A 19,625-nucleotide genomic window follows, 5' to 3' on the forward strand; every position below is an offset into this window, starting at 1 on the left:
CTCTACCTTTAGTGGCAGTTATCGTTCTTGTGAGAGGGGGATGTAAATTACATCACATCACCCTCTTATAATGACCTTACCTTTTCCTTTGGAGTTAAACCCCAGCAGGCATATTTTCCGGTTTGCGTTCTACTTTACGCGGTGCTGTTATTTCTTTCCATTTGGAAAGTGCTTTGTTGACCGCTGGATAAGGATCACGACCAACAAACTTACCATGTCCAGGGTTGTCTTTCATCGTGCTTTCTTCAACAGCGACTTTACCGCGGGTCAGTGTAAAGCGTGGCAAGCCTGTAACTTCTTTACCTTCAAAAACATTATACTCAATGACAGACTGCTGGCTTTTTGCCGTAATGGTTTTTGAACGGTTTGGGTCCCAAACCACAAGATCAGCATCTGCCCCAACCATAACTGCACCTTTTTTCGGGTACATGTTCAAAATTTTAGCAATATTGGTCGAGGTCACGGCAACAAATTCGTTCATCGTCAAACGACCCGTTCTCACGCCATGCGTCCAAAGCATTGGCATACGATCTTCCAAACCACCCGTACCATTTGGAATTTTTGTAAAATCACCAATACCAAAGCGCTTCTGCTCTGCTGTGAAGGCACAGTGATCGGTTGCCACAACCTGTAGAGATCCCGACTGCAATCCAGCCCAGAGACTATCTTGGTTCTTTTTATCACGGAAAGGCGGTGACATCACACGTCGTGCTGCGTGATCCCAATCTGGGTGCGCATACTCGCTATCGTCCAAGGTAAGGTGCTGGATCAGTGGCTCACCATAAACACGCATTCCTTTTTGTCGCGCTCGGCGGATCGCTTCATGAGCCTGCTCACACGAGGTATGGACAATATAGAGTGGCACACCTGCCATATCCGCAATCATGATAGCACGGTTAGCGGCTTCGCCTTCAACTTCAGGAGGGCGAGAAAAAGCATGGGCTTCAGGACCATTATTTCCAGCTGCCAATAACTTTTGCTGCAAAGTCGCTACAACGTCGCCATTCTCAGCGTGTACAAGCGGCATCGCGCCAAGTTCAGAGCAGCGAGAGAATGAGGCAAACATCTCATCGTCATCCACCATCAACGCGCCTTTATAGGCCATGAAATGTTTGAAGGTATTGATACCACGACCAACAACCTCTTCCATTTCATCGAAAACTTTTTCGCCCCACCACGTAACCGCCATATGATAGGAATAATCTGAACAGGCAGATCCTGATTTTTGTTGCCAGATGGCAAGTGCTTCCATTAAGGACTGGCCCGGTTCTGGCAGACAGAAATCCACCACCATGGTTGTTCCACCCGCTAGACCGGCACGGGTTCCGCTTTCGAAGTTGTCCGCAGAGTGTGTGCCCATAAAAGGCATTTCCAGATGAACGTGAGGATCAATTCCACCCGGCATAATATAACAACCGGTCGCATCCAGAGTTTCGTTCCCTGATAGATTTTTGCCAATTTCGGTAATAATGCCGCCTTCGACAAGAACATCTGCTTCGTAAGAAAGATCTGCAGTAACGACAGTACCGCCTTTTATGACTGTGCTCATTGGGTCTTGCTCCCTTATTTAACTATTTCTGCGGTTTCAACGACTGCATGGAACAAAACATCGGTTCCTGCGGCTGCCCATTCCGGTGAAATATCTTCGTCTTCATTATGACTGAGGCCATCGACACAAGGACACATTACCATTGCCGTTGGGGCAACTCGATTGACCCAACAGGCATCATGCCCTGCACCAGATACGATATCCCGGTGACTATAGCCCAAACGAACCGCAGCGTTACGAACAGCTGTTACACAGCCTTCATCAAAGGTTACGGGATCAAATGCACCCGCTTGCTCGAATTCAATTGTTAGACCAAGCTCTTCAGCAATTTCACGTCCCTCAAATTTAAGCATTTGCTCCATCGCCGTAATCACATCTTTATTTGGATGGCGGAAATCGATGGTAAAAACAGCTTTGCCCGGAATGATGTTACGAGAATTAGGGTAGATATCCATATGACCGACAGCGCCCACCGCATGTGGTGCAAAACTGAGTGCGATATCATTGACCAACTCGGTAATACGTGCAGCTCCCAAGCCCGCATTTACACGTTTAGGCATTGGCGTCGAACCCGTATGGCTTTCCTTACCCGTGAGCGTAACTTGGATCCAGTTCAAACCTTGGCCGTGAGTGACAACACCGATATCAACGTTTTCATCTTCAAGAATAGGCCCTTGTTCGATATGAAGTTCAAACATGGCATGCATTTTACGCGCGCCAACAGGTTCATCACCAACAAAGCCAATACGTTTAAGCTCATCACCAAACTTGAGACCTTCAGCATCTTCTCTGTCATAGGCCCAGTCCTGAGTGTGGACACCTGCGAAAACACCAGATGACAGCATGGCTGGCGCAAAACGTGTACCCTCTTCGTTGGTCCAGTTCACAACCTCAATAGAGCGCTTAGTTTTAATGCCCATATCATTGAGGCTTCTCACGATTTCCAAACCTGCAAGTACACCAAGAACACCATCATATTTACCACCTGTTGGCTGAGTATCCAGATGCGACCCCACCATAACAGGAAGAAGACTGGAATCTGTGCCTTCGTGACGGGCGAACATATTACCCATGCTATCGATGCCAACTGTCATACCCGCTTCTTCACACCAGTTTTTAAAGAGGTGTCGACCTTCGGCATCTTCGTCGGTCAAAGTCTGACGATTGTTCCCGCCACGCACACCGGGGCCAATTTTAGCCATCTCCATCAAGCTTTCCCACAAACGTGAAGAATTGATATGCATATTGTCGGCTGGTTTATTCATCAGATTACTCCCTGAAAATTCTTCGAATTATTTTTGTTTTTAATTGTAAATATTATCGTAATAGCGAAAAGGCCGTGATCACCGCTCGGCAATCACGACCTTCATATTTTATTCCAAGTTCTGGAAGTTAAAGACGGCACCGTCTTTTATGCCCTCTGGCCAGCGCGTCGTGACCGTTTTAAGGCGTGTATAAAAGCGAATACCTTCTGGGCCGTAGATTGAGTGATCCCCAAACAGCGACCGTTTCCAACCGCCAAATGAATGATAGGCAACCGGCACTGGGATCGGAACATTGACCCCGACCATACCAACTTCAATATCATTGGCAAACGAACGTGCTGCATCCCCATCACGGGTAAAGATTGCGGTGCCATTACCATATTCGTGTTTGTTGATCAGGTCGACGGCTTCGTCATAATCCTTGGCACGTAATACAGACAACACAGGTCCAAAAATTTCTTCTTTGTAAATGGTCATATCAGATGTGACACGGTCAAACAGTGTTCCGCCAACAAAGTAACCGTTTTCATAACCTTGCAGGTTGAAATTACGACCATCAACAACAAGCTCGGCCCCTTGGGCCACACCGCTATCGATATAGCCCATGACTTTTTCCTGATGGGCTTTGGTAATAACAGGCCCCATATCAGCATCAGAATCGGTACTTGGACCAATCCGCAAGCTTTCCACCCGTGGCTTTAAAGTTTCGACAAGGCGATCGGCGGTTTCTTCACCGACAGGGACAGCCATTGAAATTGCCATACAGCGTTCACCAGCGGAACCATAACCAGCCCCCATAAGCGCATCAGCCACTTTGTTCATGTCTGCATCAGGCATTACGATCATGTGATTTTTAGCACCGCCAAGTGCTTGAACTCGTTTACCTTTGGCTGTACCGCGTGAATAAACATATTCCGCAATCGGGGTTGATCCAACAAAGGAAATTGCTTTTACATCCGGGTGGTCCAGGAGTGTATCAACAGCTTCTTTATCGCCATGAACAACATTTAAAACGCCATCAGGGAAACCTGCTTTTTTGAATAAATCCCAAATCAGCATTGGTGCTGATGGATCACGCTCGGATGGTTTTAAAACAAAGGTGTTTCCAGCAGCAATAGCAATTGGATACATCCACAAAGGCACCATAGCAGGGAAGTTAAAAGGTGTAATACCTGCGACTACACCCAAAGCTTGACGATCAGAATAAGTATCGACTTGCGGTCCAACGTTACGGCTGAACTCACCTTTTAAAAGATGAGGAATACCACAGGCAAATTCTACAACTTCTATCCCACGCGCAATTTCGCCCAAGGCATCGTCATGGGTCTTGCCGTGTTCCCGGCTGATTTCCCGGGCAATATCATTAATGTTTGCATCCAAAAGCTCTTTGAATTTGAACATATAGCGTGACCGTTTAAGAGGAGGCATTTGTCCCCACTCTTTGGCAGCTGCCTTGGCTGAAGCAACGGCTTCATTGACTTCATCTACCGTAGAAAGAGGAAGCTCTGCAATCTGCTCGCCAGTGGCAGGATTAAACACCTGCGAACTACGAGAGCTTGAAGAAAGACGTCTTTCGCCCGCAACTGCATTACTGATCCGTTCCATATTCATCACTCTTTTATTTTACCATGTATGACCTGCGAAAGGTCCATAAATGGTCAGAAAACCTTTGGGTAAGGTCTTCAGATGTTTTTAAAAAATTCTTTGAGCCTGCAGCACAAAGAAAACAGCCTTAGTATAAAGCCGTGAGCTACAATGAGGAATGAAAAAGGTACTGTTCAGCACAATAACAATATCTGTTACAGTAGCATAAATCAGGAAGCAGACGTAACGACAGATTTCATCTGTTAATTACTTAAGTTTTATCAATTAATACAAAGTCCGAGTTTCATACCTTGATAAAGTTAATTTACTCAGTTGCTACCACCTACTTTATGCATGTACCAAAACTCCCTGTTCATCCGGCGTGTAATTCCCCGGCCTTGTTTTTATATTGGCAGTTAGTTAACCTGCCTTATTGTTTTATTTACTTTATGGTCAATATTTTAGGGTATTTTTCCCTAATTCCTGACCATTTGGTCAAATTAACGCTACTAAATCCTGACCATCTGGTCAACTACAAAAGCGCCAAACAAAAACACAGATAAAACCGTAGATAAAACCACCGATATAACTGCAGATGGAACCACGGCAGGAAGCATGAATGACTAAGCCGGAAAGAGCAATAAAAACAACTGCCAAAGCAAAAATAAGGCAGGAAAATGAAACGATAATTCTTAAGGCTGCCGAAAGTGTTTTTGCGGAATATGGATTTCGTGGCGCGACAACAAGCATGATTGCCGAACAAGCAAACATTCCCAAGGCAAATCTACACTATTATTTTCCAACCAAACAGGCGCTCTATCGACAGGTCGTCGATAATATATTCAACATCTGGCTCCAAGCTGCGGACTCTTTCGACGACTGCGACGATCCCATTGATGCCCTAACCCGATATATCGAAAAGAAAATGGATATTTCACGGGAAAACCCCATGGGTTCCAAGGTTTGGGCCAACGAGATTATTCGCCGAGCCCCAGTTATTCAGGACTATCTGGAAACCACCCTCAAAGACTGGACAGAATCACGGGTTGCCATCATCCAAAGGTGGATAGATCAGGGTAAAATCAACCCTGTCGACCCCCAATATCTGCTTTATATGATCTGGTCCACAACCCAACACTACGCAGATTTCAATCACCAGATAGAAACGCTCAATGGCGGCACGCCATTAAGTGATGCGCAGTATCAAACCGCAAAAGACAATGCTATAGAGATTATTCTTACGGGTATCGGAGCCCGTAAATAACAAGAATTTAAGCGACAACAAAATAAAGAAAAGAAATTAGAGCTATGAACCCAAGAGCTGGTCAGACAAAAAAGCGGACACGCATCCAGGCCCTTAATGAAGCTAAAATCTTTGAAGCTGCCTTGGATATATTCGCCACTTTTGGCTTTAGAGGCACAACAATAGACCAGATTGCCCAAAAAGCAGAAATGTCTAAACCGAACCTGCTCTATTATTTCCGCCGTAAAGAAGACATATACATCTCTGTTCTAGAACGAACACTGGAAACTTGGCTCACGCCTCTCACCGAACTAAACCCAGATGGTAACCCCATTGAGGAAATTGGTAAGTACGCCAGCCTCAAATTACAAATGTCAGAGAATGATCCTACGGCTTCCAGACTTTTTGCCAACGAAATCCTCCACGGCGCACCAATGATAGAGCATGTCCTCCAAGGTTCACTCAAAAACCTCGTCGATGAAAAAGCCGGCGTAATTCAAAAGTGGATTGATGACGGAAAACTAACAGATGTTGATCCCTACCACCTGATCTTCATGATATGGGCCTCAACCCAGCACTACGCAGATTTCAAAATCCAGATGCGTGCGATTCTTGGCGATGAGGTCGATCAACCCGACTACTACGAAAAAGCTGGCAAGACCATCAGCACAATCTTCTTCGAAGGTCTAAAACCGAGGCACTGATTTACACCCGCCAGCTTATGCCTTAGGCTTTCCCAAACTTCTTTGTAAGAACACCATTGCAAGTGCGGTTGTTCCGGCACCCGCTAAAATGGTTAGTTCCGGCAACTGTCCCGATATCACACTTTCAATGCCAAGGACGATTGCTGGCGTCAGGAAAGTGTAGGCCATAACCTTGGCCGCGGGGAGTTTAAAGCTGGCGAATTTAAGTAGTAAAAAAGAAATTGCCGTGTTGCAAATCGCCAAATAGACGATTGCCCCATAAACATAAGGCTCTACATTCAGCCATGGACTGGTGGCGATATCATTCCAACCATAAATCCCCAGAATAATAGCGCCTGCAACCAAGGTCCAGAATGTCAAAACCAAAAGGTTTTCGCCCTGATGGTATTTACGGACAAAAGGTGAATAAGCGCTGTAGGTAAAACAGCCAACAAGAAAGATCAATTCTCCCCGCCCCAAAGAGAAGCTTAGTATTTTATCAACATCACCATCGAAAACCACCCAGACAGCACCAAGCGCTGCTATTAAGAGCCCAATCCAAAGCCGTAGAGTTGTGCGTTGCCCAATCAGGAAAAATGCAATCACTGCCGTCATCAAAGGGATCAAAGTAAAGACGGCACCAAGACTAACTGAACTTCCCAATCGCAAGCCTTCGAACATAGTGATAAAAAAGACGACAAGAAGTGCCGCAAGCCAAAAATATTTGAAGCACAACAAAGGTCGCGGCCATGCCCATTGCTTTTTGATCACAAGCAAAACACCAAAGGCACCAGAGGCGATAAGAAAACGAAGGAAGGTTAGCGCGGTGGGATCGAGCGCATGCGTAATGGCTGATCCGACAGGAAAGGACGTACTGACAAAGAAGATGAAAAGCAGCATTGCGCCATGTGCTTTATTTTCCTCTTGGCCCGTAGAGCTTTGTTTATGAGTTTCAGCGTTTGAACTGACTGACACGCTATCTTCCTTGAAACATTGATTATTTCGGGAAAGACTAGCGGGTCAGTCCTAAATGTCCATCTAAATTTACTCAGCCGCCTTTACGGAGCTGGGGTTATTCGGGTGGGTGGTCCAATTTGCATAATTTGGATCAATTGGCGTGCCAGTCCGCGGATCTGTGCCTTCTGTCATTTGTTCCATGGTGATGCAATTTTCAATCGGACAAACACTGACACAGAGGTTACAGCCAACGCACTCTTCATCAATCACCTCAAATTTACGAGCGCCATCAACGATTGCGGTAATTGCCTGATGTGACGTGTCTTCGCAAGCAATATGACAGCGACCACATTTGATACAGGCATCCTGATCAATTTTTGCTTTGGCGATGTAATTAAGGTTGAGATATTGCCAGTCGGTTACATTTGGCACAGCTTGACCGACAAAATCATCGAGCGTTTTATAGCCCTTTTCATCCATCCAGTTGGACAAACCAGCATTAAGCTCTTCAATGATTTTAAAGCCGTAAGTCATCGCTGCTGTACAAACCTGAACGGAGCCTGATCCCAAGACCATAAATTCAGCGGCATCCCTCCAGGTGGTAACACCACCAATTCCAGAGATAGGAAGGCCTTGTGTTTCAGGGTCGCGGGCGATTTCAGACACCATGCTCAGAGCAATCGGCTTAACCGCAGGCCCACAATATCCCCCATGCGTTCCCTTACCATCAACGGTTGGGTTTGGCGCCATGGCATCAAGATCCACAGAAACGATAGAATTAATCGTGTTGATCAAAGATACCGCATCCGCACCGCCGCGATGTGCAGCCCGTGCAGACTGGCGCACATCTGAAATATTCGGGGTCAGTTTCACGATAACAGGCAAATCTGAATGGGTCTTACACCACCGTGTCACCATCTCAACGTATTCCGGTACTTGGCCAACGGCGGCACCCATACCACGTTCGGACATACCATGCGGACAACCAAAGTTTAGCTCCACACCGTCACATCCGGTTTCTTCAACACGCTTGAGAATATCGATCCAGCTTTGCTCTTCGCACGGCACCATGAGAGATACGATGAGCGCACGATCGGGCCAGTTCTTTTTAACCCGTGTGATTTCTTCGAGGTTGGTCTCTAAAGAGCGATCTGTGATCAGTTCGATATTATTGAGACCAAGCAAGCGACGATCAGGGCCATGAATTGCGCCATAACGAGGACCATTTACGTTTACAACCGGATCTCCTTCGCCCAGAGTTTTCCAGACAACACCGCCCCATCCCGCTTCGTAAGCCCGGACGACGTTGTATTCTTTGTCTGTTGGCGGCGCTGATGCGAGCCAATAGGGGTTTGGTGATTTAATACCGAGAAAATTGCAACTAATATCAGCCATTTTTAAATTCCTTGAAGTCAGAAGATGTCGAGAAGAAGTGCTTAAATTTTAAGCGCTCAAGACTTGGTTGATTGCTTCGGCAGCAACCTTCCCGTCTTCGACTGCGGCGACTGTGAGGTCTTCACCACCTAGGATACAATCTCCCCCGGCCCAGACATCCCCCAGGCTTGTGCGCCGATTTTCATCTACCTGAATTCGACCGCTTTCAAGTTGAATTGCTTCTGCAGACCCATTAAGAGGAGCTGCGACAAAATTCTGCCCGATGGCTTTAAACACCATGTCAGCTGCAAGGGTAAAAGTTTCGCCTGTACCAACCAAAGAACCATCCTTGGTTTCGGTGTACTCGCATTCTATGGCAACAACTTTACCATTTTCGCCGATGAGCTTGTTTGGTTTTACCCAATGACGAATTGTAACACCTTTGGTTTGTGCCAACTCTTGCTCGTATTCACTTGCATTCATTTGCTCTTGACCACGACGATAGAGGATCGTGACCTCTTCAGCGCCAAGTAACTTGGATTGTACTGCGGCATCCACTGCCGTCATTCCGCCGCCAATAACCGCGACTTTACGTCCAACAGACAGCTTGGAAAGATCCCTGCTTTGCCGTAGATCAGAGATATAGGATACAGCATCAACAACACCATCAAGATCTTCGCCTTCAACGCGCAAAGAGTTAATGCCGGCCAGTCCCATACCAAGGAACACTGCGTCAAAATTTTGACGGAGATCCGCGAGAGAAATTTGTTCTCCAAGACACTTACCATTTTCAATAGAAATCCCGCCGATAGAAAGCAGGAATTCAACTTCACGCTGGGCAAAGTTATCAACCGATTTGTACGCTGCAATACCGTATTCATTCAAGCCGCCCGCTTTTTCACGCGCATCATAGATAACGACATCATGACCGTGCATTGCCAAACGGTGTGCGCAGGAGAGGCCAGCAGGGCCCGCTCCCACTACCGCAATCCGTTTTCCAGTGAGCGCAGCACGTTCGAATACTTTATCGCCCGCCTCAAGAAGATGGTCTGTTGCATAGCGCTGTAATAATCCAATTTTTACAGGCTTACCTTCGGCTTCTTGGCGCACACAAGCTTGTTCACACAACGTTTCCGTAGGACAAACACGTGCACACATGCCCCCAAGAATATTCTCTTCAAAAATTGTCTTAGCTGATCCTTTCGGATTATCAGCTGAAATTTGACGAATAAACATCGGAATATCAATGGAAGTCGGACAAGCCACCATGCACGGCGCGTCATAACAGAAATAACATCTATCAGCCTCGACAAAGGCTTCGTGTGTGTTTAAAGGCGGATGGATATCTCCAAAATTCTTGCTGTAATCTTCATCTGCAAGACGGTTGTACTGGATATCCGGCCTACTACCGGCGTTCGTAGTCATCCATATTCTCCCTGACTATGTACTTCGTACTTAGCGTTGTACTTCTGTACTTAATTGACGTTAGATCCGCCCTCTATCGGGGTGGTATCTATCCCTGTTTGGTATAATTCTAAGTTGAAAATCGAATGATAGTCAATTTTTTTTATCATTTGATAAATTTTTTTCATAACCATATTACCAACATTGTGAATTTATATAGGGTTAAAGGGCGAAAATCACACATGAAGTGTTGTTATTTGATGGTTAATATTTTTTTGCTAAACTGCATACGCTCGCTGCCAATGGAAAGAGCGCTAATTATGCCCACAAAGCAGTACAACCATTATAGAACCTATATCATAAGCCAATTTCTGGACGCTTTCTTTCTGGCCATCTTCGGCCTTATTATCATCTCTTCTGTATCGATAGCTGCTGATAAAGTTCGCTATGGCATTTCCCACTGGCCTCCTTACGCCTTGGCTGAGCAAGCTAAGCTTGCGGGTATTGATTACGATGTCAGTCAGGAACTCTCAAAACGATTGGGCATAGAGTTTGATTATCGAGTTTGCCCCTTTAAACGCTGTTTGCAGGAAATGAAAAGCGGGCAACTTGATTTACTCGCAGGTATCGCCCGCAATCCTGAACGCGAAAAATATATGGCCTACACCGATACACCGTATTCTACCGTCGCAGTGGTTTTCTATGTTAGAAAAGGCGAAACATCACGGTTGGTCACTTATGAAGATCTCTACAAAATGCGGGTTGGATATGTTTCCAAGTCACATTATTTTGAGCCCTTCAACACCGACCAAAAAATTCCCAAAGTCGATGTTGATAAAGAGCATCGACTATTACGGATGTTATATTCCGGTCGGATTGATACTTATGTCGGTACAGATCCCAATGCCTCTTATGAAATCAAGACAATGGGATATAAAGACAAATTGGAAAAAGCGCCATTCAGCCCCAAGGAAGAAGTATCAATCCATTTTGCGACGTCGAGAAAATCAAAACACGTAACATTAGCCAGTAAAATATCAGAAATAATATTTGATATGCACGAAGACGGCACCATCAAAAAAATTCATGCAAAATATAAATAACTACTTTTTCAATAATTTGACTTAACTAACAGGATAACCCCGCCAGGGTCGAACCGTTCTCAACGTAAAATTCGATTGCATATGAGCAACACCCGGTAACCGAGAGAGAGCTGATCGGTGAATTTGCTCGTAATCAGCAACGTTTTTGGCCACGATACGTAACAGATAATCCGCCTGCCCCGCCATAAAGTGACATTCTGAAATCTCAGGTGTCCCCTTAACCGCAGTTTCAAACTTATCAAAAGCCTCTTCACTTTGCGATGTCAGGGTGATTTCCATAAAAATTTCAATTGTATAGCCCAGGGCCTTGGGGTCGAGTTGAGCTACATATCCAGAAATTTGTCCACCACTTTCCAGTATTTTAACCCGTCGATGACATGCAGAAGTCGATAACCCGACCAGATCTGCCAAGGTTGAAATCGGCATTCTACAATCTTCCTGTAAAGCCGTAAGAATCTTCACGTCAATCTTATCCATAGGATTAAATCCTGCTATTTGTTAGTATTTAAGGATATTTTTCCAAACAAAGATATTTTAATAACAAACTTTCGGAACCTTTTCGAGCAATTATTTGACATAATTCCCCAAAATTGAGGCACCAACACTATCCAACTGTTGAACGTTTAAAAAAGAAGTCTATTCTTTCTGTCCATAAGCCCCCGGCCATAACACCCGGAACTTAGATCTGGGCTGATCGAGGGGCCTTAAATGCCCCCCGTATCAAAGAGAGCTTCCGCTAACTGCCCACAGGGAAACCGAGGGCCTGAAGAACAAAAACTTGCACTGGTTCCACCGTGCAGCATGGGAGTAAACACTATGAGTATTAAAACACCTTACCTCCTCTTTCTCGGCAATGCCGCCGATCCCCTTGCCGCCAAAGTGGCCCAAGGTATTCGTGACTGGCGTCCGGAAAATTGTGTCGGGCAACTACGCCTCGACGGCTGTAACGCAGATCTTGGCCTCACGGACATGACACCTACCGAAGCTGTCGCGAACGGTGCAAAAAGCATGGTTGTTGGTGTCGCTAATCGTGGTGGCGTGATTGATGCGGCATGGGTGGCTGCTCTTGTTGAAGCCATGGAAGCAGGTCTTGACCTCGCAGCGGGCCTACACAACAAACTCGCAGACGTTCCAGAGCTGGCAGAAGCGGCTAAACGTTTGGGTCGTGAAATCCACGATGTACGTCATCCTTCTCGCGCGTATCCTGTCGCGGCAGGTTCTAAACGTTCAGGTAAACGTTTGCTTGCCGTTGGAACTGACTGCTCATGTGGTAAAATGTACACGACGCTTGCAATTGAAAAAGAACTCCGTATCCGTGGTGTCGACGCTGATTTCCGCGCGACAGGCCAAACAGGTATTCTCATTACAGGCAACGGTGTATCTGTTGATGCGGTTGCGGCTGATTTTATTTCTGGCTCTATCGAAACGCATTCTCCTGCCAATTCAGAAGATCACTGGGATATTATTGAAGGTCAAGGTTCCTTGTTCCACGCGTCATTCGCAGGTGTTTCCCTTGGTCTGATCCACGGATCACAAGCAGACGCATTGATACTTTGCCACGAACCAACACGAACACACATGCGCGGCCTACCAGATTTTGGTGTGCCTTCTATCCAAGAATGCATGGATGCCAACCTCGCAGCGGCAAAACTGACCAATAAAAACGTTAAATTCGTTGGTATCGCGATTAACACTTCAAAATTAAGTGACGCTGAAGCAACCGCTTACCTTGCCAAAACTCAAGAAGAGTTCGGTCTGCCAACTGTTGACCCAGTTCGCACTGGTGTCGGACCAATCGTGGATAACCTCTCATGAGTACAAAAAGATCTGTCACGATTTCGTCTACAGCTTGGCCAATCAGGGGATCTTTCACGATCTCTCGCGGGTCAAAGACCGAGGCCGTTGTGCTGAACGTCTATATCGAAGAAGACGGCATCCGCGCCCAGGGCGAATGTGTGCCTTACCCACGATATGATGAGTCCATAGCATCTGTCACAGCGCAAATTACTGAAATCATGCCTGCACTCGAAGCAGGTATGACACGCACTGAGCTACAAGACGCCATGCCAGCGGGCGCAGGACGCTTTGCTGTTGATGCCGCTCTTTGGGATCTCGAAGCCAAAAAATCGGGCAAACGGGCGTGGGACATTGCGGGTATAGACATGGCTTCGGCGACAACCGTCTATACGCTTTCTCTCGCCACACCAGAGAAAATGGAACAAGACGCTCGAGACAATCAGGACAAACCTGTTCTCAAGCTCAAACTTGGTGGCGCCGGCGACCTTGAACGCGTTGCTGCGGTACGCAAGGGCCATCCAACCGCGCGTATTGTTGTTGATGCAAACGAAGCATGGAGTAAAGAGATCTATGAAACTCTTATTCCTGAGCTTCAAAAGCTCGGTGTAGAAATGATCGAACAGCCCTTCCCGGCTGGTGATGATGATATCCTCAAAGACCTCGATCGTCCGATTACAATCTGTGCGGATGAGTCCTGTCATGACCGCAAATCACTGCCCGCACTGGTTGGCAAATATGACATGATCAATATCAAGCTCGACAAAACTGGCGGTTTGACCGAAGCCCTTGCTATGAAAAAAGAAGCCGAAGCCCTTGGCTTTGAAATCATGACGGGCTGCATGCTTGGATCATCCCTTGCCATGGCTCCCGCCATGGTGGTTGCTCAAGGTAGCCAGCTGGTTGATCTCGACGCGCCGTTATTGTTGTCAGAAGATTGCCAACCCGGTCTGATTTTCACGGGTGTCGAAATTTCCCCTCCCGAAAAGGCGTTATGGGGTTAAGACCCTATAGGGTCAAAAGGAATTTAAAAGAATGAGCAGAATAGTTTATGTAAACGGGTCGTATCTTCCAGAAGAAGACGCCAAGGTATCCGTGTTTGATCGCGGCTTTCTTTTCGCCGATGGTGTCTATGAAGTCTCGACCGTCCTCGAAGGTCGCCTGATTGACAACGAAGCACATCTTGTCCGTTTGAAACGTTCATTAAACGAACTTCAGATGGAAAGCCCTGCAAGCCCGTCTGAAATCGTTGAGATCCAAAACGAGTTGATCAAACGCAACGGCCTCAACGAAGGTGGTCTTTATCTGCAAATCACCCGTGGCGCTGCGGATCGGGACTTTGCCTTCCCAAAAAACACCACACCAACACTTGTGATGTTCACACAGGAAAAGAACCTGCTCAACAGCCCGGCTGCGGAAAAGGGTATATCAGTTATTTCCGTCGAAGACATCCGTTGGGGTCGCCGCGACATTAAAACCGTTGGCCTGTTGGCGCCCGTGCTTGCCAAACAAGCCGCTGTGGTTGCGGGTGTGGATGATGCCTGGCTCTATGAAGATGGTTACGTCACAGAAGGCAGCTCTAACAACGCTTATATCATTACCAAAGCAGGCACCATCGTGACCCGCAATCTTGGCAACGAAATCCTGCACGGCATCACCCGCCGCGCGGTGTTGGAACTTGCCAACGAAGCAGACATGGAAGTCGAAGAACGCGCCTTTACGCTGGACGAAGCCGCCGATGCCGCGGAAGCTTTCGTAACTTCGGCCACAACGTTTGTTACACCAGTGATTTCGCTTGATGGCAAAGCCATTGGTGATGGCAAACCCGGCCCTCTGGCCAAACGCTTGCGCCAACTCTACATTGAACAGGCCCTTGAGAGTTAAACTCTAGAGTTAAGCCGCAAACTTCTAAACATGCGATAACATGATGTGATAGGCTGCCTTGTCCCAATCTGGGGGTCCCGAAAGGCAGCCTATTGTTTCCAGATAAACCAAAAACGACCCAGAACAGGGCCTTAGATGACAAACACACGATCCAGCAACACTCACCTCAAAGGCACCAGCCCCGAGCTTATCGTCGACCTTGGTGCGGTCGTTGATAACTACAAGATCCTAAAAGCTCTGACTTCTGGTGCCCTAAATTCGTGTGAGTGTTCAGGTGTGGTAAAAGCCAATGCTTATGGCATGGGTAAAAACCGCGTCGCGCAGGCATTGTGGGAAGAAGGCTGTAAAACCTTCTTTGTCGCGTTGGCGAGTGAAGGTGTTGAGCTCAGATTCTTTCTGCCCCAAGCAAAAATATTTGTCCTTTCGCCCTATCTGGTTCTGGATTGCGACCTATTAAAAGCGCACAATCTTGTCCCCTGCCTTTATGATATTGAAGGCATTGAACTCTGGATTGCAGCCCACAGCTCTCCTGCCCCCGCAGCCTTGCACTTTGAGACCGGGATCAATCGCCTCGGGCTTTCTGCGCGCAACATGGAAACCTTGCTGTCAGATAAGGAAAAACGTGGTCAGCTCGATATCAAGCTGGTGATGAGCCACCTATCAAGCGGGGATGAGCAACAATCCCGACACAACCCGGAGCAACTCGAAGCGTTTAAAACTATTCGCGCTGAATTCCCGGATGCGCCCGCAAGCCTTGCCAATACGGGCGGTATTTTACTCGGCACAGAGTATCACTTTGACCTCGTGCGACCGGGCATCGGCCTCTATGGTCACGACCCGCATTATTATGAGAATAACCACTCGCGCCTGAAAACCGTCGCCACTTTCAGAGCACCTCTAGCACAGATCAAACATCTCAAAGCCGGAAGCGCCGTGGGATATGGCGCAACTGAACTAGGCACAGATACAGAAATCGGGGTTATTCTCTGTGGCTATGCAGACGGTGTGATGCGGGCGTTCTTCAGACATGAAACCAAAGAAGGCCACAAGGTATCCCTCAACGGTTTTAGTACCCCAATGCTCGGTCGTGTCTCCATGGACATGATCACCATCGACCTCACCGACGTTCCATCCGATGCTTATAACAAAGGCGACATGGTAGAGATATTCGGCCCCAACAGCCTCGTCGAAAACGCCGCCGCCATGGCAGGAACCTCAGCTTATGAGCTCTTTACAAGGGTAAGTGATCGAACTGTTCGGAAGTATGTGTGACTAAAAATGATGGGTAAAACTGGAATATTAAATGACAGATAATGACATCATTTATCAAATTCGAGTGTCCGTTCGAGATAAACTCGGTGAAGAAGAAGAAAGAGATATCGTTTTAACAAAAAGTATGCTTTTTGATATATTGTCGATGGTGCTAAAAGATTCAGCTCTTGTAAAAGAAATTTATGACTATCAAATCATTACAGAAAAATTAATTGCCGACGGAGCACTCAATTCCCCAAGCTTCCCACCTTATAAAAATAAAGTTTCTAGCTTCTTGAGTGACTACGATGAAGTCGAAAAGCAAGTACTTTTAAATGTTATTACTTATGAAGTTAGTAAAGTTGTCTATAGTGAAAAACATGTCTTCTTGAAGGATTAACCTTCCGCACCAACTAGCTGATATTTAAGACCTATCTAGATTTCATAATTTGGAGAATGTTATCTACATTTAGTGCTCGCACAATTGTTTGATTACGCAAACAACTTGCATATTCAACATTCCTCAATGCGCCCAATGGATATGTACCCGCTAAAATAAGACAAAATTCTTTAGTTGTACGCTCCCATGAACCAGAATTATCACTTAATTGAGAACACAGATTTGTATTTTTTCCCAAGATACAAAGATCCTGCACAGAACCATCAATTACTTCCAGCCATGATGCCCGATTGCGATACGTACACTGAGTAGTATTCATATTTTCTTGGCATTTAACAAGAATAACATCCGTACATTCAAATATTTCTGTGTATTCATAATTACTATATTGAGAAATACAGGCCTGTGTAGAAAGTAAATCCGTTTTATCAACACCATCTGCATTAGATACTGATAAGAAGAGATATGAAATTACTATATAACATGTTATAAATTTCACTAAACCAAATATCATTTTATTTTTAATCCCTAATGACCTGAGGACTTTAAAGGGCTCAGGTCAGGAGTTATGAGGAGAAGCCGTTTAAGCCCTTATAAAACCCATAAAAATTAGGAAAAACCATACTAAAATTGAAAAAATGACTTCAAGCTTAAACTTTCTCTTCAATCGGCATATTTCCTTATTATCGTCATACTCAAATGGCGCACCTAACGGCACAAAAGACAACTTATTCTCATTCGGGAGTATTTTTTTAGCTTTAATTTATATATCTGTGCTCTAACTAAAAGTATAATGAACATAGTTGGTAAGCCATAAAGAAAAGCATTAACAGTGATAGATTCGTACATTTAACATCCCTAATCTACAAACACTTATACATATAAAAAGTTAAGCAGCTATAATTAAGTTGTAGCCTTCAATTCCAACCGCTTCGCATGCAGGATAGGCTCAGTGTAACCCGAGGGCTGAACAGCCCCTTTGAGCACGAGATCACAGGCGGCTTGAAATGCGATCGAGGTGTCAAAATCATCGGCCATTGGCTTATAGGCCGAATCATCTGTATTTTGCCCGTCAACGACGGCTGCCATACGTTTCATGGTTTCCAGCACTTGAACTTCGGTGCAGATGCCGTGGTGGAGCCAGTTGGCGATGTGTTGGGAGGAGATGCGTAAGGTGGCACGGTCTTCCATGAGGCCGACGTTGTTGATGTCTGGTACTTTTGAGCAGCCAACCCCTTGATCAACCCAGCGGACGACGTAACCCAGAATGCCTTGGGCGTTGTTGTCGAGTTCATGTTGCACTTCATCCGGGGACCAGTTGGTGTCTTTGGCAACGGGAACTGAAATCAGATCGTTGAACGAGGCACGTTCCCGGCTGGCGAGGTCGCGCTGGCGATCAAAGACATTGGTCTGGTGATAGTGGGTGGCATGCAGGGTTGCGGCGGTTGGTGACGGCACCCAGGCTGTGTTTGCGCCTGCTTGAGGGTGTCCAATCTTTTGATCCAGCATATCAGCCATAAGATCGGGCATCGCCCACATGCCTTTGCCAATCTGGGCGCGACCACTGAGACCACATGCCAGACCGATATCCACATTCCAGTCTTCGTAGGCTTTGATCCAGGCCGCCTTTTTCATATCGCCTTTGCGAACCATCGGTCCAGCTTCCATAGCGGAGTGGATTTCGTCTCCGGTGCGATCAAGGAAGCCTGTGTTGATAAAGAACACGCGATGTTTGGCGGCGCGGATAGCCTCTTTGAGGTTGAGGGTGGTCCGGCGTTCTTCATCCATGATGCCTATTTTCAGGGTATGGCGTGCCAACCCCAGCAAGTCTTCTACGCGGGTGAAAATTTTATCTGCAAAGGCGACCTCTTCCGGTCCGTGCATTTTCGGTTTTACGATATAGACCGACCCCGTCCGAGAGTTGCGGGGACCGGATGTTTTCTTGAGATCATGGATCGCAATCATGGCGGTGACCATGGCATCCATCAGGCCTTCGGGAATTTCGAGCGCGTCTTCACCCACCAGTATCGCCGGGTTGGTCATGAGATGGCCAACGTTGCGCACCAACATCAGACTGCGGCCTTGCAGGGTGAATTCTTCCCCGGATGACTTTTGATAGGTCCGATCTGCCTTTAGGCGGCGGGTAATGGTTTTGCCGCCTTTTTTGAGGTCGGTTTGCAGATCCCCCCTCATCAAGCCGAGCCAATTCCGATAGACGTCAACTTTTTCTTCGGCGTCCACTGCCGCGACGGAATCTTCGCAGTCCATAATGGTCGAAAGCGCTGATTCAATGACAACATCGGCAACGCCAGCCTGATCGACTTTGCCGATGGCGTGTTTACGGTCGATCTGGATTTCAAGATGTAAATTGTTGTGACGGATCAGGATCGCATAAGCGCCTTGAAAATCCCCGCGATAGCCCAAAAATTCAGCTTCCGGCTTGAGGGTCGCGCGTGCGCCGTTATCAAGTGTGACTTCGAGCTTGTCCTCGTTGATTTGATAACAAACAGCATCGCCATGGGAGCCATTTTTTAAGGGCGCAGCTTTATCCAGAAAGGATTTCGCCCAAGCAATTACTTTTTCACCGCGCAGAGGGTTAAAGCCGGATTGTTTTTTTGCCCCGCCACGATCAGATATGGCATCGGTGCCATAGAGCGCGTCATACAAACTGCCCCAACGCGCATTGGCAGCGTTCAGGGCGTAGCGCGCATTCATCACAGGAACCACAAGCTGAGGTCCCGCGACAGAGCTGATTTCGCTATCTACGTTGGCCGTTTCAATGGTGAAATCTTCACCCTCTGGAACCACATAACCGATCTCTTCAAGGAAGGATCGGTAGGCAGCGTGATCTTGAATCGGACCCGGATGTGCTTTGTGCCAATGGTTCAGTTGTTCTTGCAACTGTCCTCTTTTGGCAAGCAAAACTCTATTTTCAGAGGCGAGTTCTTCAAGCAGGGTTTCAAGGCCGTTCCAAAAGGTTTGGGCGGTTATTCCGGTGTTTGGCAACGCTTCGTTGGTGACGAAGTCATGCAGAATTTTTTCTATCCGCAGGGTGCCGATCTTAATGCGATCAGTCATTATTGTACTTTCCAGCTTTATTGTTATTTTATTGGGGCTTACCTGTCACCCGTACC

The 19,625-nt window shown here is 46.7% G+C and carries 17 protein-coding genes; 8 read left to right on the forward strand and 9 right to left on the reverse strand.

From position 1 onward, the window contains the following. Positions 1–94: 94 nt before the first annotated feature. The 3 genes from hydA to ACFSKO_RS07230 all read right to left on the reverse strand — a co-directional run bounded on the left by hydA (position 95) and on the right by ACFSKO_RS07230 (position 4,419). Positions 95–1,549, reverse strand: a complete 1,455-nt coding sequence (gene hydA / locus ACFSKO_RS07220; protein ID WP_380249956.1) for a dihydropyrimidinase — start codon at positions 1,547–1,549, stop codon at positions 95–97. Between the two features lie 14 nt (positions 1,550–1,563). Then, entirely contained in the window at positions 1,564–2,814 is a 1,251-nt protein-coding gene (locus ACFSKO_RS07225; RefSeq protein WP_380249958.1) for a Zn-dependent hydrolase, read from the reverse strand. Positions 2,815–2,922: 108 nt separating this feature from the next. Further along, positions 2,923–4,419 carry a CoA-acylating methylmalonate-semialdehyde dehydrogenase gene (locus ACFSKO_RS07230; protein ID WP_380249960.1) on the reverse strand — a complete coding sequence of 499 codons (1,497 nt, stop codon included), beginning with the start codon at positions 4,417–4,419 and terminating at the stop codon, positions 2,923–2,925. Positions 4,420–5,017: 598 nt separating this feature from the next. Here ACFSKO_RS07230 and ACFSKO_RS07235 point away from each other — a divergent pair. After that, a complete protein-coding gene (locus tag ACFSKO_RS07235; RefSeq protein WP_380249962.1) occupies positions 5,018–5,662 on the forward strand; it encodes a TetR/AcrR family transcriptional regulator in 645 nt (214 codons plus the stop codon). A gap of 44 nt (positions 5,663–5,706) precedes the next feature. Next, positions 5,707–6,345 carry a TetR family transcriptional regulator C-terminal domain-containing protein gene (locus ACFSKO_RS07240; RefSeq protein ID WP_380249964.1) on the forward strand — a complete coding sequence of 213 codons (639 nt, stop codon included), beginning with the start codon at positions 5,707–5,709 and terminating at the stop codon, positions 6,343–6,345. A gap of 15 nt (positions 6,346–6,360) precedes the next feature. Here the strand turns inward: ACFSKO_RS07240 and ACFSKO_RS07245 are convergent, their stop codons facing one another. From ACFSKO_RS07245 to ACFSKO_RS07255, 3 genes are all read right to left on the reverse strand, one after another. After that, positions 6,361–7,299, reverse strand: a complete 939-nt coding sequence (locus ACFSKO_RS07245; protein ID WP_380249966.1) for a DMT family transporter — start codon at positions 7,297–7,299, stop codon at positions 6,361–6,363. A gap of 69 nt (positions 7,300–7,368) precedes the next feature. Next, the gene (gene preA, locus ACFSKO_RS07250; RefSeq protein ID WP_380249968.1) at positions 7,369–8,676 is read right to left on the reverse strand and encodes an NAD-dependent dihydropyrimidine dehydrogenase subunit PreA; all 1,308 of its coding nucleotides are present in this window, start codon (positions 8,674–8,676) and stop codon (positions 7,369–7,371) included. 48 nt (positions 8,677–8,724) lie between these two features. Then, a complete protein-coding gene (locus ACFSKO_RS07255; protein WP_380249970.1) occupies positions 8,725–10,080 on the reverse strand; it encodes an NAD(P)-dependent oxidoreductase in 1,356 nt (451 codons plus the stop codon). Between the two features lie 299 nt (positions 10,081–10,379). Between ACFSKO_RS07255 and ACFSKO_RS07260 the strand changes: the two genes are divergently transcribed. After that, a complete protein-coding gene (locus tag ACFSKO_RS07260; protein WP_380249972.1) occupies positions 10,380–11,162 on the forward strand; it encodes a substrate-binding periplasmic protein in 783 nt (260 codons plus the stop codon). 21 nt (positions 11,163–11,183) lie between these two features. On the opposite strand, the gene ACFSKO_RS07265 is transcribed toward ACFSKO_RS07260, so the two are convergent. Then, positions 11,184–11,639, reverse strand: a complete 456-nt coding sequence (locus tag ACFSKO_RS07265; protein WP_380249974.1) for an Lrp/AsnC family transcriptional regulator — start codon at positions 11,637–11,639, stop codon at positions 11,184–11,186. 339 nt (positions 11,640–11,978) lie between these two features. Between ACFSKO_RS07265 and dgcN the strand changes: the two genes are divergently transcribed. The 5 genes from dgcN (at position 11,979) to ACFSKO_RS07290 (ending at position 16,491) form a co-directional block, all read left to right on the forward strand. After that, positions 11,979–12,977 (forward strand): N-acetyltransferase DgcN, encoded by a 999-nt coding sequence (gene dgcN / locus ACFSKO_RS07270; protein ID WP_380249976.1) that lies wholly within the window; start codon positions 11,979–11,981, stop codon positions 12,975–12,977. Next, the gene (dgcA, locus tag ACFSKO_RS07275) at positions 12,974–13,960 is read left to right on the forward strand and encodes an N-acetyl-D-Glu racemase DgcA (protein ID WP_380249978.1); all 987 of its coding nucleotides are present in this window, start codon (positions 12,974–12,976) and stop codon (positions 13,958–13,960) included. The genes dgcN and dgcA overlap by 4 nt, the downstream gene beginning before the upstream one ends. A gap of 31 nt (positions 13,961–13,991) precedes the next feature. Further along, positions 13,992–14,840, forward strand: coding sequence for a D-amino-acid transaminase (locus tag ACFSKO_RS07280; protein ID WP_380249980.1), 849 nt, complete (start codon positions 13,992–13,994; stop codon positions 14,838–14,840). A gap of 135 nt (positions 14,841–14,975) precedes the next feature. Then, the gene (alr, locus tag ACFSKO_RS07285; protein WP_380249982.1) at positions 14,976–16,112 is read left to right on the forward strand and encodes an alanine racemase; all 1,137 of its coding nucleotides are present in this window, start codon (positions 14,976–14,978) and stop codon (positions 16,110–16,112) included. A gap of 31 nt (positions 16,113–16,143) precedes the next feature. Next, positions 16,144–16,491 (forward strand): metallophosphoesterase family protein, encoded by a 348-nt coding sequence (locus tag ACFSKO_RS07290; protein WP_380249984.1) that lies wholly within the window; start codon positions 16,144–16,146, stop codon positions 16,489–16,491. Positions 16,492–16,522: 31 nt separating this feature from the next. Here the strand turns inward: ACFSKO_RS07290 and ACFSKO_RS07295 are convergent, their stop codons facing one another. Beyond that, complete coding sequence (locus ACFSKO_RS07295; RefSeq protein ID WP_380249986.1) at positions 16,523–17,005, reverse strand: hypothetical protein; 483 nt, start codon at positions 17,003–17,005, stop codon at positions 16,523–16,525. A 389-nt stretch (positions 17,006–17,394) separates the two neighbouring features. After that, complete coding sequence (locus tag ACFSKO_RS07300; protein WP_380249988.1) at positions 17,395–19,569, reverse strand: malate synthase G; 2,175 nt, start codon at positions 19,567–19,569, stop codon at positions 17,395–17,397. Positions 19,570–19,625 lie beyond the last annotated feature (56 nt).

Source organism: Kiloniella antarctica (assembly GCF_042682825.1).
Lineage (GTDB): Bacteria > Pseudomonadota > Alphaproteobacteria > Kiloniellales > Kiloniellaceae > Kiloniella > Kiloniella antarctica.